A 13,970-nucleotide genomic window follows, 5' to 3' on the forward strand; every position below is an offset into this window, starting at 1 on the left:
GACGTACGCCCAACCGCCGTTCCCGCTGTCGGTGACCGCGGTCGCGACGTCGGTCGCCGGGGTGCTGCGGTGGGACAGCGCCCACTGGTGGAGGGCGGCGTCGACGGCGAACGGGGTGCCGTGGCGGGCGGCGACGGCAGCCACGAGCACCGCCAGCAGGAGCCCCGCCACGGCGGTGGCAAGACGACGAGGGGCGCTCACGGTTGTCTCCTTTCGCGCTGCCGGAGGGCGTGGGCGGGGCGTCAGCCAGTGAGTGCTCCGGTGGCCAGGAGCCCGAACAGCGCGAGGCCTACGGCGACGCGGTAGGCGACGAACGCGTCGAAGGAGTGCTTGGCGACGTACTTCAGGAGCCAGGCGATCGAGGCGTACGCCACGACGAACGACACCAGCGTGCCGACCGCCAGCGGCATGACGGCTACCCCGCCGCCGACGGCGTCCTTCAGCTCGTACAGACCCGCGCCGGTCAGTGCAGGAACGGACAGGAAGAACGACAGCCGGGTGGCCGCCACCCGGTCCAGGTCCCGGATCAGCGCGGTGGACATGGTGGCGCCGGACCGGGAGAACCCGGGGAACAGCAGGGCGAGGATCTGCGACGAGCCGACGACCATGGCGTCGGGGAGGTCGATGTCGTCCTCGCCGCGCTTGTGCCGCCCGAACCGGTCGGCGAACCACATCACCGCGCTGCCAGCCAGCAGCGAACCGGCGACCACCCACAGCGAGGCCAGCGGGCCGTCGATCAGGGGCTTGGCCGCGAGACCCACGACGACGACAGGAATGGTCGCGTAGACCACCCACCAGGCGAACTTGTAGTCGTGATTCTGCCTGGCCTCGGGGTTGGTCAGCCCGTGCGCCCAGGCTCCGACGAAACGGCGGATGTCGGCGAAAAAGTACACCAGGACGGCCGCGATCGCGCCGACCTGGATGACCGCGGTAAACCCGACGACGGCACTGTCGTCGACCGAGATCCCCATCAAGCCTTCGGTGATCTTCAAGTGGCCGGTGGAGGAGATTGGGAGAAACTCCGTCACGCCCTCGACGATGCCGAGGACGACGGCCTGCCCGACGCTGATCGCGCTCACGTGATCGTGTTCCTTGGGGTGGGTTGGGCGCGGCGGTAGCCGCACGGTCACATGCTGGAGCCGTGTCGGCTCCAAGGGTCGGAGGAGCAGCCGGGCCCGGCGCTGGCAGGACCCGTTCGGTCGACGGTGCGGTTCGTCCGCCAGTCGGACCAGCGTTGCGCGCCGCGGGTCACCGACTTGCGTGGACGAATTGCGCGTTAGGACACCACGCATGTGAAGACGATGTAACACCTCCGCGCAGGTCGTGCGAAGCTCAGCCGATGCGATCTTGACCGACGATGCCGTGAGGAGCCGGCCCGGTACGCGCCTGTTCGCGCAACCGGTGAGTTCGCACGGTCGGCAGTTTGCCACGGTCGTCGCCAGCCTGTCCCTGGCCCCCTACCGGCAGACCGAGGAGATCGCCGTCGTCGCCCTTGCCCGCTCCCGTTGCGCTGATGAGTAGCGCAGAAGCCCTGGTCAGGCCGACAGACGAATTTCCGGCACCGATACGGGGCGGTTCAATGCGGGGGCACTCACTTCGGGACAGATTGGCCCGGCGCTGCTGCGACCAAGCCGACTTCTCCGACGGTGATGGCCAGGCGTTTATCGTAGGTCACAAAGGCGCTGATTGTCTTTCCTGACGCAACGAGCTGGTCCGCGGTGGCCAGGTGGATGGCATCCGGTGACCGCAGATGGGGGAACGGGTAGGCGCCCGCGGTGGCTCGGACCGCGTCGTCGATGTCCAGCCGGTCAAGATGGGCGAGGACCAGTACTACGGCCGTGGCCATGACGGTCGCGGCCGGACGCGACATCCGGCTGGACACCGCGTGACCGTGCGGGTGTCGACGGAGGCTTTTCTCTGGCTGTGGGTAGGACGAGGGGGTCTGGCGGTCGACCTGACCGTCAGAAACGTGGCGATGGGGATGGCCGCGTTGCCGACGGCTCCGGCGAAGGAGGGAGACGGTGGTCACGACGAGGTGGTTTTTCGAACCCGGGCACACGGGCGCGGAGTTCAAGGCCAGGCACATGATGGTCACCTACGTACGGGGGCAGATCAAGAACATTCACGGGTTCGTCGAGTTCGATCCGGACGAGCCTGAGAAGGCCCGTGTTGAGGCGACGTTGGACGCGACCGGGGTGTACACCGGCGAGCCCACCCGAGACGCTCACTTGCGCAGCGCGGACTTCTTCGACGTCGAGCACCACCCGACGTGGACGTTCGCAGGAACCCGAGTGGCTCAGCTGAGCGCGACCGAGTTCGAGCTCACCGGGGATCTCACGGTCCGCGGTGTCACGCGTCCGGTGACGGTGAACGTGACCTACCTCGGCCAGTGGGACACGCCTTGGTGGGAGAACGGTCGGGACCTCGGGCCGCGGCGACGCACGGGCTTCGTGGCCACGACCCGGATCAACCGGCACGACTTCGCCGTGAGTTGGAACGACGTTGTCGACCGTGGCGGTGTCGTGGTCAGTGACATGGTCGACGTCAGCGTCGATGTCGAGGCCGTCCTCGAACCCGCTGCAGCCGGCAGCGCCTAAAAGCATCGATCAGGTCGCGGTGGGATGCCGGGATCTCGGCCGTTTCGGGTGTGGTCACACCCTCGTGCTTACTCGCCTCAGTTGGTCGTTGCCGCAGCGAGGTCCGGGTGACCGGCGGGGTGTTCGTCAGTCGTCGGTTCTGGCCAGGATCGGCGTGGCCGCCGGATACTGGCGGGACGAGATCGCGACGGTCATCAAGGGCCGGGGCCTGACCAGCTTCGAGCAGTACGCCGAGCTGGCGCGGGTCGGGCGCAGCACGCCACTTCAGCCGACGCACCGGCGAGCGGTGTGGGAGCTGTACGAGCGTTACGAACAGTTGCGGACCGAGCGCGGCCTCCTCGACCGTGACGATGTGCTGCTGCTGGCCCGCGACCTGGTTCGCCGGAAGACCGGCACCGAATTCGACGCGGTGATCGTTGACGAGGTGCAGGACTTGACGTGCGTCGGACTGCAACTGCTGCACGCCTTCGTCGGTGACAAGCCGGACGGTCTGCTCGTCGTGGGAGATGGCCGGCAGTCCGTCTATCCCGGCGGTTTCACCCCGTCCGAGGCCGGTGTCTCCGTCGTCGGGCGCTCCACCGTGCTGCCGCGCAACTACCGCAATCGCGAAGCGATCCTGCGCTATGCCCAGCAGGTGGTCGTCGACGACAGCTTCGAGGATCTCGATGTCGCCGCGGAACGCGGACTACGCGATGTCCAGATCGATCGGCTCGGCGGTGATGTTCACGAGGCCGACGTCGCGGACCCGGCGGCGCAGGTGTCGGCACTCTGCGCTCATCTGCTCGAATCCCATGCCGGCCGGGACATCCGTTACGGTGACATGGCCGTGCTCGCGCCGACGAACGCCGAGGCGGAGAGCTGGCGGCACGTCCTGACGAAGAACGGCATTCCCGCGATCTCTCTCAAGGAGTACGACGGAACCACCTGCGACGCGGTCAAGGTCGGCACCTACCACCGGGCCAAGGGCCTCGACTTCGCCCACGTATGCATACCGAATCGCAACCGTTTCCCCCGGCCGCGGCATCCGTCCGAATCCGCCGACGCCTATCGCGAGCGTGCCCAGCTGGAGCGCCGGCAGCTCTACGTCGCCCTCACGAGGGCCCGCGACAGCCTCTGGGTGGGCATGCGTGAACCGCTCGCGGGAGGTCGGTAAGCCGCTCGCTGAGGCCCACGCCGGTCCACCTGTTCCCGGGTTGAAGCGGCGACGAGCTCGCGGTGGCGGCTGTGTCGATACAGGACGCTCACCTGGTCAGTCCGGACAATCGGCGAGAAGGTACGAGGCGGTGGCCGCGGCCACCGTGACGGTGAGGACGGACGGCCCGCCCCGAACTTCTTCGCCAGCGGGTGCGCCGCGCCGAACGCCGCCATACAGGCCGAGCAGGACACCCGTCAGGGCGGGGCCGCGGGAGCGCAGCCAGGTGCGTCCGCACGACGCGCAGACGGTGCTGTTGGCGAGGGGCGGCCCGTTTGGAAAGCTTGTTTTGGAAAGCATGGTTGGGAGTGGCCCTCGCGGGCTCGATTCTCGTATCGTTCGCAGCGGCTTGCCGCCTTCACCCGCAGGCTTCGGGGTTCCCTCTCGCTGTCAGGCGCCCGGCCGGTGTGGGGATCGCCGGGACCGGTGCGCTGATGGTGGGCGGCTGCCTGCGGAAGGTGGATGTGGTTGACAGCCGGCTCGGCTCGCGGACGTGTCCGGTCAGGAGGGCCGTCCGCCCTTCGGGGTGAGGCCCAGTGACCGGATGAGCTGGGTTAGTTCCTCGCGGAAGAGCTTGTCCGGGCTGATGGTCTGGGTGCGCAGATGGCCGTAGATCTCCAGTGACACCAGGCCGTGCAGGCGGGCCCAGAGGTGTAGGGCGAGTGCCACGGCGGCCGGGGGGAGGTCCGGGAATGCCGGGCGGACCTTGTCCAGGAGGCCGGCGTCGAAGTCGGACCACCCGAAGTCGCTGCCTGTGTAGAGGTGTTCGGCGTGGGGCCAGGCGGCGGCCGCGAGGGCGGTGAGGCCGGTGCAGACCCGGCGTGCGGCATCCGGGGCGCCGCCGCCTGCGGGGGCTCGGTAGCCGGGTACGGGGTCGCCGTAGATGAGGCGGAAGCCTTCGGGATTGGCCAGGGCCCAGCCCCGGAAGGCGCGCGCCCATGCCTGGATCCGGTCGGCTGGCTCCTCGGCGGGGATGGCGTCCCAGGCGGCGTCCACGGTGTCGGCCAGCGAGGTGTACACGTCGTTGATGAGTGTGGTGACCAGATCGTCGCGGGTGGTGAAGTAGCCGTAGATGGCGTTGGCGGTCATGCCCATCTCGCGGGCGATGGCCCGCAGCGTGATCGCGTCGGGTCCGCCCGAGGCCATCAGCTCGAGGGCGACCGTCTTGATTTCCGCTGTCGTCTCGGTCCGTAGTCGCTCGCGGCGTCCCCGTGTGTGTCCCGCAAGCGCGCTTCCCATAGCAGCCACTCTACAGCGTAGCCAGACGGATTGCCGTATCGTAACTTCACGACGTATAGTTTCCACACACATCACAGCACGAGGGGGAGTTATGCACGTCGGAGTCATCGGGGCCACGGGCAGCATCGGCAGTCGCGTCGTCACCGAAGCCCTCGGCCGGGGCCATCACGTCACGGCGTTCACCCGCGATGTCACGCAGATCAGCGAGGAGAGGGAGAACATCGTCTGGAAGAGCATCGACGTCCTCGACGCCGGCAGGATAGCCGCGGTCATCCCTGGTCTGGACGTGTTGATCAGCGGATTCCAGCCCGGCAACGCCGCCAAGGATCTCGCGGATACCGTCAAGCGTTCGATCTCCGATCCCATGGTCTACGCCACCGCCGCGCGGGCGCTGGTGAAGGCGCTGGAGAGCCACCCCCGGATCCGGCTGATCGTGATCGGCGGCGCCGGCAGCCTGGAGATCGAGCCCGGACTCGTACGAGCCGACTCCGACGAGCACCTGCATGCGAGCCTCGATCTGCTCGGCCTTCCCAGGGAGTACGCCGCCGCGGTACGCGGTCATCGGGACGCCCTGAACGTCCTGCGTACGTCCAACCGGCTGTGGACCTACTTCAGCCCCGCAGAGAACATCGCTCCCGGCGAGCGGACGGGCCGGTTCCGGATCGGCGGCGACCAGCCGGTCCTCGACCCCGACGGGCACAGCCGCATCTCCATGGAGGATGCCGCCGTCGCGCTTGTCGACGAGGCGGAGCTGCCCCGCTTCGTCCAGCGCCGCTTCACGATCGGCTACTAAGCGGACGCCGACGGGGGGACGTCAGTGGCGAGCCGACGCTGCGGCCACGTTCGTCGTGGACGGCTCGGCCCGCCCCTGGACCTGGACCTGGGCCGACGGATGCCGGTGTCGCCGCCGGCATCCGTGCCCGTGTCCCCGTTGGAGGCAGCGTCCTCGCGGCCGGGCCCCCACGGCCGATCCTCTGCATGTCGAGGTTGGTTGAAGATGACCCTTCCCGACGTCCCCGATGCCGCCGACGGCACCGTACTGACCGTCCCGCCGCGCTCGTGGTGTCGCTCCGGCCCGTGACACGCGGAATCCTGCGGCGACAGATGGACCGGCCGGAACTGGTCACGACCAGTCCTCTCCCACGCAGGTTACGGAGGACTCTGCAGATGTTCGGGCCGGTCAGCTCGAATGACCGCCGTCCCGCGTGTCGCCGGGACGAAGGTTTCGCAGAATATCGAGCACGGCCGCCGCATCACGCACGGCGGAGGGCGGCAGCCGGACATAGAGCTGAATGGCGGTGACCCCGGGCTGGATGTAGCGCGCCACCTGCTCGCGGCACTCCTCGGGGCTGCCATGGACGAAAAGGCCGTCGACGACCGCGTCCGGCAGGGCTGCGGCCGCGCCGGCCCGGTCACCGGCCAGCCAGCGGGCGTGGCTGTCCGCGAGGAGGTCGCCGTTTCCGAGCCACTGATGAAAAGCGTGGTACGGCTCCTGGTTGAGGATCCATCCGAGGAACGGCCGCGTTGCCGCGCGCGCCGCGGCGCTGTTCGTGGTGGGCGCCACGAACACCTTGACCACCAGTTCCTGCCCAGGTCGCCTCGGCCCGGCGGCCTCGACGACCCGCGGGACGTCGCGGGCGAACAGCAGGTTCGTGACCACACCGTCCCCTTCGGCGAAGCCCAGCCGCAGCATCCTCGGCCGCAGGGCCCCGAGTATCACCTTGGGCGTCACCGCCGGCGGCTCGGCGAGCGCGAAGCCGCGGATCGAGAACGTGTCGAAATCACCGGCGACGGCCTCGCCGCGCAGTGCACGCGTGAGGAAGCGCAAGGTGTCACGAGTGCGTTGAAACGGCTGGGTGAAAGGGATCCCGTTGATGTCGCTGACGTGCGCGGGCACGGATGACCCGATACCCAGCACGAGCCCGCCGGAGGTGAGATCGGCGAGTGTGGCGGCGGTCTGCGCCAGGACGGCGGGGCCGCGGGTGAACACCGGCACGATCGCCGACGCCAACCGGAGTGACGGTGCCCAGGCGGCGCCGACGGCCAGCGGGGTGAACGCGTCCGTTCCACCGCCTTCGGCGGTCCAGACATCGGTGTAGCCGGCGTCGACGAGGCCTTCGAACAGCGGCCGGTGCGCGCGCAGCGGCAGGCCGGGAAGCGGCAGGGTGACCCCCCAGCGCACATCTCCCTCCGATCCCTCCGACGTGTCGGCGGTTCCTTCTGACGTGTCGGCGTTCACGCGATCATGCTCTCCTGTCGGTGTCATCGCTGGAGCGGTCTCCTGTGGATGCGGGCGCCGGGCCGGGTAGCAGGCGAGGGACGGCGGCGACCAGCTGGCGGGTGTATGGGCGGGTGACGAGAGAACCTGGACCGCGTCGTCGCCTTGGTTATGTTTCGTCTCCCCTCGAAGATCCCGGTCTGGAACGTCCTGGGCCCGCAGGCCGGGATACCCGGGCTGTCGACGATCCTGCTGGCCGTGGCATTGCCCAACCAGGAAGGTGTTCGTCCTGTTACTCCACTCACGGGCTCCGGTCACGTTCGTGTCGCGGTCGCGGTGACGTGACGCCCGCGCGGTCTGACACCCGTCCATGGTGACTCTTCCGCGTGCCGTCTGGTGCCGATGACCATGTCTGGGCCGCGCGGCGAGGCCTTGGCGCGCATGTCAGAAGTCGGCGCCCTCCGCGCGTCGGAAGCGAGCGCAATGTGTTCGCGCGACTCGCCGCGGGGCGTGGGGGACATGAGCGTGAGCGGTGGAACCGCCTTCGGCCCTGGGTCAGAGTCTCGTGGTGGCGGTCTCCCCCTCCAAGGCTGAGTTGGCGGTGGCGGCCTCGGCCTCGGCGATGATGCGGCGTTCCTCGTCACGGTTGGCCCGGTACTGGAGGATCGAGTAGGCGAGGGCGGCGGCCCAGACGGCGTAGATGACGGTGTAGCAGATATAGAGGACGCGCTCGGAAGCGCCGATCCAGTCGCTGCGCAGCAGGGTGCGGGTGTTGGTGAGAATGATGATGCCGCCGACGCCGGAGCCGAGCACGCGCGGCGGAATGTGCCGGACGAGCCAGGCCGCGATCGGCGCGGCGATGACGCCGCCGATCAGCAGGGCAGCGACCCAGGCGAAGTCGATGTTCTTGGAGCCGATGCCGACGATGAAGCCGATGCTGGCGGCGATCGCGATGAGGAACTCGCTGGTGTCGATGGAGCCGATCGTCTTGCGGGGTTCCAGGCGCCCGCTGGCGAGGATGGCGGGGGTGCCGACCGGGCCCCATCCGCCCCCGCCGGTCGAGTCGACGAAGCCGGCGACGATGCCGAGCGGAGCGAGGAAACGCTTGTGCAGGGGCTTGCCGAGGTTGCCCTTGGGCAGGCCGACGACGGTGAACCGGATCAGGATGTAGAGACCGAGCGTGAGCAGGATGATCGACATGAGCGGAGCGGCTGTCTCGGTGGACAGGCCGGACAGGAACGTGGCGCCCGCGAACGCGCCGACCGCCCCGGGTAGGCCGACATTGGCGACGACCTTCCACTCGACGTTGCCGAAGCGCCAGTGGGAGATACCGGAAACGAGCGTCGTGCCGATCTCGGCGAGGTGGATGGTGGCCGACGCTGCCGCCGGACTGGTCCCGATGGCCAGTAGCAGGGTGGTCGAGGTGACCCCGTAGGCCATGCCGAGGCTGCCGTCGACGAGCTGCGCGCCCAGGCCCGACAAGGGCGAGAAGCAGGCGGCACAGGCTGCCGGGCCACGCTGACACGGCGCGTACACCCCGCTGGCGCGTGCTGTCCCCACTCCGCTGCGGACTCCCGCGGGCTGCGGTTACCGCAGGGGGGACGGTCGGTGATGACGGGGGAGGGATCAGTGATGACGGGGGAGATCGTGCGCGACGCGGATGAAGCTACGGACGAGAGCGGCCTCTGCGGTCGTCCGCCAGACAAACCCCATCTCGAAGGGCGGCGTGTCCAGCAACCGGGCGTAGAAAATGTCACGTCGAGCATGTCGCCGGGCCACCTGAATATCCACCGTGCTGATGGCCTGGCCGGCGGCGGCGACCAGCAGGATCTCGTTCAGAGTGGTAACTGCCGGCCCGCGCGCGAGAGCCTTCCCGAGTGGAGTCTGTCGGGGCAGGTGGGCGTCCCGCCAGTAGTCCGGCACAGAAGCGACAACATCTGCGAACGTGTCGTCGGCGACGTCCTCCAGACAGATCGCCTCGCGACCGGCGAGGCGGTGCCGGCCGGATAGCGCCAGCAGTTTGGGCTCGCGGAGGAGGATCCGGCCCGTGGTCAGGTCGGGTTCGCGCACGGGGAACTTGGTCAGCGCAAGGTCGACATCCCCCGGCGTATTGGTCCGTACTGGTCGTCGAGATGAATCTCGTGGAGCGAGATCTCACAGTCCGGATGGTGGTCGCGGAACACCTGCATGGCGGCGAGGAGAAAATCGCCGGCGGTGGGTCCGAGGAAACCCACGCGAAGAACTCGGTTGACCTCGTAAGCGGCGGCAATCGCCTTTTTGAGGGCTGCGTTTGTCAGCGCGTGGGCCGGTTCCAGATCGTTACGGAACTGGCAGCCGATCGGGGTCAGCGCCACCGTGCGGCTGGTGCGTTCGAACAGCGGAGTCCCGATGCGGCGTTCCAGCCGTTGGATCGTCTGGCTGACCCGCGCCTTCGACAGGCGTAGCCGCTCGGTGGCACGCCCGAAGTGCAGCTCCTCGGCCAGGACCAGGAACGCTTCGACCTCATGTCGTTCCACCGCCAACCTCCCTGATCGTTAACCGAACGCGTCCGATTGTTTCGTTCTTCCCTGTTGTTCGTCCATGGCCGCCGGGGCCAGGGTGGGCATGGTCCGCTTCACGCCAATCCTCAGGAGAGCCTTTACCATGACCGTGCTGATCCCCGGGTTCGACTACCAGCGGGTGACCGTCGGTGATGTGACACTCAATGTCGCGTTCGGAGGCCGTGGAAATCCGGTTATTCTACTGCACGGATTCCCGCAGACACACTTGGCATGGCGGCATGTCGCGACGGATCTCGCCGCCGACTATCAGGTCATCTGCCCGGACCTGCGGGGCTACGGTAACAGTGACAAACCGGCCGACGATGCCGGCCACACCGTCTACAGTAAGCGCACGATGGCCGTTGACATCGTCGCGCTCGCCGGTCAGCTCGGCCACGACCGTTTCGCCGTTGCCGGCCACGACCGTGGGGCGGGTGTCGCCTTCAGAGCTGGGTTGGATCATCCCGACCGGATCAGCCACCTCGCGGTCCTCGGGGTGATTCCCATCACCGACCTGTGGAAGGCGCTGACCGCTCAGCTCAGCGTTGCACTCTTCCACCTGTACTTCATGGCTCACTCAGCTCCGCTGCCAGAGCGAATGATCGGTGCGGATCCCGACGAGTACTTCGGCTATTTCCTGGACGTCTGGGTCAGCGATCCGGCCGCGATACCCGCCGACGTGCGGGCGGCCTATCTCGGCGCGGCGCGCAGACCAGAGAGTATCCGCGCGATCTGCGCAGACTACCGGGCAGGAGCATGTGTGGATGGCCGCCACGACGAGGAGGATCTTGCCCGGGGCAGGCGGCTCACGATGCCAGTCACCGCTGTGTGGAACCAGGGGGCCGGGACTGCGCCTCCCTTTGACTTCGAAGGAGCCTGGAGGACGTGGGCACCGAAGCTTCGCAGCGTCGTCCTCGACGGCGGCCACCTGCTCCCCGACGACCGACCCAAGGAGGTCACGGCCGCCCTGCGGACCCTGCTCGACCAGACCTGAGCGGGGTGTAATCCGTCGCCGATTCCTCGCCGGCACCGACCAGTGGCGTCCCGACGAAGCTCAGGATCAGTGCCGCGACTACTCCCGCCACCTGACGGTGGCCGCCCCGGGACGCTCCCGCCCCGGGACGCCCACGTCGCGAGACGATCATCGTGACGGACGATCGCCACGCCTGGTAGGAGTGGCAGCCGCAGCTTTTTCTACAGCTCTTTCTACGCCGGTGACGGCGCGTCCTGGAGCGTCTCGACGCTCCAGGAGAAGCCGTACGGGACGAGGAAGTCCAGGAAGTCCGCGACCCCGTAAGCCTCGGACGGCGCAAGCACACCAGGCCGGACGGGCTGCGAGAGCAGTCGCCGGACGGCCTCGACCGCGATCACCGCGGTGCATCCGTAGATGTCACGACCCTGCAGGAGGCCGCGGGCACGGCGTCCATCGGAGCCGACAGCGTCCGCGACGATCGTGAACGCGGCCGCGGGCCGCCGCGCCTCGGTAGGCCCTTCTGGAAGACCGTTGACAATCTCGGCCACCGCGTCCACGGGCATCTGGAGAAGCTGGAAGAACTCCGGTGTGGCGGCGCTTGCGTTGATGACGACCGAGAGCTGACCGGTTCGCACATGGTGGGGAACGGTGACAATCTCGCACCCAGGCCAGTTCATGACCGGAGTCGGCCCGGCGTTTCCCGGAAATGCCACCGAGGTGTGGTTGGTGGGTGGTTCTCCTGGGCGCCATTCGCCGTCGACATAGCTCAGCTGGCCGCTGGTCATCATGGCGAACGCCGACCGCAACGTGCCGCGGGTCATGTCGAAGTCCTGCATGTCGTAGGCGATGACGAGGTCGGAGACCGGCGTGACCAGCTCAGCGGTGGCGTGCGCAAGCAGGTCGGCGGGAACGATGTCGTAGCCGGTCGCGGGCACGACTGTCACCCCGCCGCGCTCGGCGTCGGCGGTGAGGTCGTCGAAGACGCCTTTGACGAACATCTGCTCGGCGCTCGTGTCGACGTAGTGGCATCCCGCGGCGATTGTAGCCCGCACCACCGGTTCGCCCAGTTCCAGGAACGGACCCGCACAGTTGATGACGGCGTCGCAGCCATGGAAAGCGGCTGCGAGGTCGGCCGGTCGATGCCGGCTGGCCGTACGGCCACATCCACCACGGCTCCGTCCACCCTGGCGCTGCTGCTGCTGGTGTTGCTGGTGTTTGTCCGCGCCGTGTGGCGTGCCGCTGCCAAGCTGTCGCGACAGGGCGTGCAGCCGGTCACCGTCGCGGCCGGAGAGCACCATGGAAAAGCCGCGGCGGTGCAGCTCGGCGGCCACCAACCGGCCGGTATACCCGCTTGCTCCGTAAACAGCGATTGTCATGAACGGTGTCCTTTCAGGGTTCGACGTCGGTCATATTCGACGCCGGTCATAATTGCCGGCGTCGAACCGGACGCCCATCCCGCGTCCGCGGGGATCGCGCATCCCCCCAACCTGGGGGATTACCGGGCGCCGCACCGCGGGATACGGCCGCGTCGTGCCGAAGCCGACCCTCGGGAGCCGCGCCAGCGCCGTTCGCGAAGGCGTCGCGGACCTCTGCGAGCAGCGCGTCGACCCGGACGACCTCGTGCATGAGGTCGCCGAACGGCTCCGCCGCGTGGTGCCCTACGACTCGGGCACGTGGATGACCAGCGACCCCGAGACGCTCCTGCCGACGGGTCTGCACACCGTCGGCCTGATCGCCGGCGTCCACGCCGAAGAGATCCGCAACGAGTTGGCGGGCACCGATGTCAACCGGTTCGTCGACCTCGACCGTTGCGGGCACTCCGCCGTGTCCCTGGCCGCCGCGACCGGAGGCGAGGTGGGCCGAAGCGCTCGTCACCGCCTCGTGTACGCACCGATAGGGCTGCGCGACGAGCTGCGTCTGCTTGCGCGCGCCGGCAGCGCCACGTGGGGGATGGGCTGTCTGATCTCCCGCCATACCGTGCGCGACCACGTGAAATCGATCTTTGCCAAGGTGGCCGTCACCTCACGACCCGAGCTGACGGCCGCGCTCGGCGCGGAAGGGGCGGCGGTAGGCCGTGAGGGAGACGCCTGCCACCGTGCGCAGGTTTCGGCGCAGTGAGGCGGCGGTAACAAAGCCCACCTGCCCTGCCCTGCGCTGACGCGGGCGTGGTGGAGCGTGAGGGCGAAAGGTGACGACGCTACTTACAGTGGGTCGGTTTCGTAGTGGTGTGCTGAAACCACAGCGATTCTATGACTCGGCCGTTGGGCAGCGTGTGTGTTGACGGGGACCGTGGGTCGGGAGGAATCCGGCGGCGGCCAGTGCGCGCTGCGATGCTATGTTCCTGTTTTCGGCGCCCGCCTGCAGGGTGCAGATTCCCAGATATCCGTGCGCCAGTAAGCACGCCGCCTCAAACAATTCGTGGCCGAGTCCATGCTGACTGTAGGTGGGGGCGAGCCAGCCGCCTGCCGACCAGGTTTCTTGGTCATTATAGACGGTCGCCATTCCGGCATATTCGTTGCGGTCCTTGGAGACGGCGACCAGCGCATGCATCCCTACCTGGGCATGAGGCGGACCCGGCCGGCCTGGTTTTTCCAGGAGCAGCTTTGCATGTTTTCTCTGGGCACGACGCTCTTATGTGCCCAGCCGAGCCACCGCTGGGCTTCCGGGTCGCTGGCTCCAGCGTATGCCGGGGCCCAGTTTCGTAACGTCGGTGTCCAGAAGATGAGATGGCGAGTCAGGATGACGTGAGAACCATTCTTCCTGCACCCGAGGTGACTCGGGCCGCGCAGCAGCATCCATCCCACGCATTGCTCCAGTCGAGATGATGAACGTGTGCCAGGTCGATGTTCGCCCACGCGATCATAGCCGAAGCTGACGGAACGCGATAACGTGGCTCATTGGCCGGCCCGAACCCCGTGGACCGGGGAAGAAAGGTTCGAAAGTGCATGTCCTGACCAACGGGGGTGGCCTGCCGCTCATGTGGCAGGTGGCGGCTGGCGTCGCAAGTCCTGGCGATTCCCTGGATCAGGGCGGCGGCGCGCCCACACCGCGCAGCCTGCCGGCCGTGCTCGCCGGGCGTGTCGGATCCCGCCGCCGGGTTGGTTCAATTCGCCGTACCTATATGACACGCCCTTCGAGATCAGTGAGCGCCTGTCGGATGCTGATCGTGTGAGGGTGGTCTTCGCCGAGGGCCAGCCGTGACCGGGTGAGG

Annotated in this window: 17 protein-coding genes and 2 pseudogenes; 8 read left to right on the plus strand and 11 right to left on the minus strand. The window is 68.0% G+C overall.

All coding sequences use genetic code 11. From position 1 onward, the window contains the following. Window positions 1–201: pseudogene (locus DD1DGNOD_RS26815) on the minus strand (phosphatase PAP2 family protein); the annotation flags it as partial. 41 nt (window positions 202–242) lie between these two features. After that, on the minus strand, window positions 243–1,079 hold the full coding sequence (locus DD1DGNOD_RS10310) for an undecaprenyl-diphosphate phosphatase (protein ID WP_131769988.1): 837 nt from the start codon (window positions 1,077–1,079) through the stop codon (window positions 243–245). Between the two features lie 268 nt (window positions 1,080–1,347). Between DD1DGNOD_RS10310 and DD1DGNOD_RS26820 the strand changes: the two genes are divergently transcribed. Further along, window positions 1,348–1,521, plus strand: a complete 174-nt coding sequence (locus tag DD1DGNOD_RS26820; protein ID WP_165034901.1) for a hypothetical protein — start codon at window positions 1,348–1,350, stop codon at window positions 1,519–1,521. 70 nt (window positions 1,522–1,591) lie between these two features. Here the strand turns inward: DD1DGNOD_RS26820 and DD1DGNOD_RS10315 are convergent, their stop codons facing one another. Continuing rightward, on the minus strand, window positions 1,592–1,870 hold the full coding sequence (locus DD1DGNOD_RS10315; RefSeq protein ID WP_206443066.1) for a hypothetical protein: 279 nt from the start codon (window positions 1,868–1,870) through the stop codon (window positions 1,592–1,594). Window positions 1,871–2,021: 151 nt separating this feature from the next. On the opposite strand from DD1DGNOD_RS10315, the gene DD1DGNOD_RS10320 reads away from it, so the two are divergent. Next, complete coding sequence (locus tag DD1DGNOD_RS10320; RefSeq protein ID WP_131766412.1) at window positions 2,022–2,597, plus strand: YceI family protein; 576 nt, start codon at window positions 2,022–2,024, stop codon at window positions 2,595–2,597. Between the two features lie 154 nt (window positions 2,598–2,751). Continuing rightward, the gene (locus tag DD1DGNOD_RS10325) at window positions 2,752–3,750 is read left to right on the plus strand and encodes a 3'-5' exonuclease (RefSeq protein ID WP_241255630.1); all 999 of its coding nucleotides are present in this window, start codon (window positions 2,752–2,754) and stop codon (window positions 3,748–3,750) included. Between the two features lie 96 nt (window positions 3,751–3,846). On the opposite strand, the gene DD1DGNOD_RS10330 is transcribed toward DD1DGNOD_RS10325, so the two are convergent. Beyond that, window positions 3,847–4,089: a hypothetical protein gene (locus tag DD1DGNOD_RS10330; protein ID WP_241255631.1), complete on the minus strand. Its 243-nt coding sequence runs from the start codon at window positions 4,087–4,089 to the stop codon at window positions 3,847–3,849. A 201-nt stretch (window positions 4,090–4,290) separates the two neighbouring features. Beyond that, window positions 4,291–5,028, minus strand: coding sequence for a TetR/AcrR family transcriptional regulator (locus tag DD1DGNOD_RS10335; RefSeq protein ID WP_131769990.1), 738 nt, complete (start codon window positions 5,026–5,028; stop codon window positions 4,291–4,293). 91 nt (window positions 5,029–5,119) lie between these two features. Between DD1DGNOD_RS10335 and DD1DGNOD_RS10340 the strand changes: the two genes are divergently transcribed. Further along, a complete protein-coding gene (locus DD1DGNOD_RS10340) occupies window positions 5,120–5,821 on the plus strand; it encodes an NAD(P)-dependent oxidoreductase (protein WP_131769991.1) in 702 nt (233 codons plus the stop codon). Between the two features lie 387 nt (window positions 5,822–6,208). Here DD1DGNOD_RS10340 and DD1DGNOD_RS10345 read toward each other — a convergent pair whose 3' ends face one another. Continuing rightward, window positions 6,209–7,210, minus strand: a complete 1,002-nt coding sequence (locus DD1DGNOD_RS10345) for an LLM class F420-dependent oxidoreductase (RefSeq protein ID WP_346434306.1) — start codon at window positions 7,208–7,210, stop codon at window positions 6,209–6,211. A gap of 207 nt (window positions 7,211–7,417) precedes the next feature. Here DD1DGNOD_RS10345 and DD1DGNOD_RS27925 point away from each other — a divergent pair, with 207 nt between their 5' ends. Further along, window positions 7,418–7,591, plus strand: a complete 174-nt coding sequence (locus DD1DGNOD_RS27925; protein ID WP_206443067.1) for a hypothetical protein — start codon at window positions 7,418–7,420, stop codon at window positions 7,589–7,591. Between the two features lie 210 nt (window positions 7,592–7,801). Here DD1DGNOD_RS27925 and DD1DGNOD_RS10350 read toward each other — a convergent pair whose 3' ends face one another. The 3 genes from DD1DGNOD_RS10350 to DD1DGNOD_RS10360 all read right to left on the minus strand — a co-directional run bounded on the left by DD1DGNOD_RS10350 (window position 7,802) and on the right by DD1DGNOD_RS10360 (window position 9,762). Next, window positions 7,802–8,728, minus strand: coding sequence for a sulfite exporter TauE/SafE family protein (locus DD1DGNOD_RS10350; RefSeq protein ID WP_346434307.1), 927 nt, complete (start codon window positions 8,726–8,728; stop codon window positions 7,802–7,804). Window positions 8,729–8,872: 144 nt separating this feature from the next. Beyond that, on the minus strand, window positions 8,873–9,316 hold the full coding sequence (locus DD1DGNOD_RS10355; RefSeq protein WP_165036572.1) for a LysR substrate-binding domain-containing protein: 444 nt from the start codon (window positions 9,314–9,316) through the stop codon (window positions 8,873–8,875). A gap of 11 nt (window positions 9,317–9,327) precedes the next feature. Next, entirely contained in the window at window positions 9,328–9,762 is a 435-nt protein-coding gene (locus DD1DGNOD_RS10360; protein ID WP_165034903.1) for a LysR family transcriptional regulator, read from the minus strand. A gap of 127 nt (window positions 9,763–9,889) precedes the next feature. Between DD1DGNOD_RS10360 and DD1DGNOD_RS10365 the strand changes: the two genes are divergently transcribed. After that, window positions 9,890–10,780 (plus strand): alpha/beta fold hydrolase, encoded by an 891-nt coding sequence (locus tag DD1DGNOD_RS10365; RefSeq protein ID WP_131766418.1) that lies wholly within the window; start codon window positions 9,890–9,892, stop codon window positions 10,778–10,780. A 212-nt stretch (window positions 10,781–10,992) separates the two neighbouring features. Here DD1DGNOD_RS10365 and DD1DGNOD_RS10370 read toward each other — a convergent pair whose 3' ends face one another. Continuing rightward, window positions 10,993–12,135 carry a saccharopine dehydrogenase family protein gene (locus tag DD1DGNOD_RS10370; RefSeq protein WP_131769993.1) on the minus strand — a complete coding sequence of 381 codons (1,143 nt, stop codon included), beginning with the start codon at window positions 12,133–12,135 and terminating at the stop codon, window positions 10,993–10,995. 154 nt (window positions 12,136–12,289) lie between these two features. On the opposite strand from DD1DGNOD_RS10370, the gene DD1DGNOD_RS10375 reads away from it, so the two are divergent. Next, window positions 12,290–12,877: a helix-turn-helix transcriptional regulator gene (locus DD1DGNOD_RS10375; protein ID WP_206443069.1), complete on the plus strand. Its 588-nt coding sequence runs from the start codon at window positions 12,290–12,292 to the stop codon at window positions 12,875–12,877. A 129-nt stretch (window positions 12,878–13,006) separates the two neighbouring features. Here DD1DGNOD_RS10375 and DD1DGNOD_RS10380 read toward each other — a convergent pair whose 3' ends face one another. Further along, complete coding sequence (locus DD1DGNOD_RS10380) at window positions 13,007–13,309, minus strand: GNAT family N-acetyltransferase (protein WP_131766420.1); 303 nt, start codon at window positions 13,307–13,309, stop codon at window positions 13,007–13,009. A 341-nt stretch (window positions 13,310–13,650) separates the two neighbouring features. Between DD1DGNOD_RS10380 and DD1DGNOD_RS31130 the strand changes: the two are divergent. Beyond that, window positions 13,651–13,740: pseudogene (locus DD1DGNOD_RS31130) on the plus strand (IS5/IS1182 family transposase); the annotation flags it as partial. Between the last annotated feature and the right edge of the window lie 230 nt (window positions 13,741–13,970).

Source organism: Candidatus Protofrankia californiensis, from assembly GCF_900634765.1.
Taxonomy (GTDB): domain Bacteria; phylum Actinomycetota; class Actinomycetes; order Frankiales; family Frankiaceae; genus Protofrankia; species Protofrankia californiensis.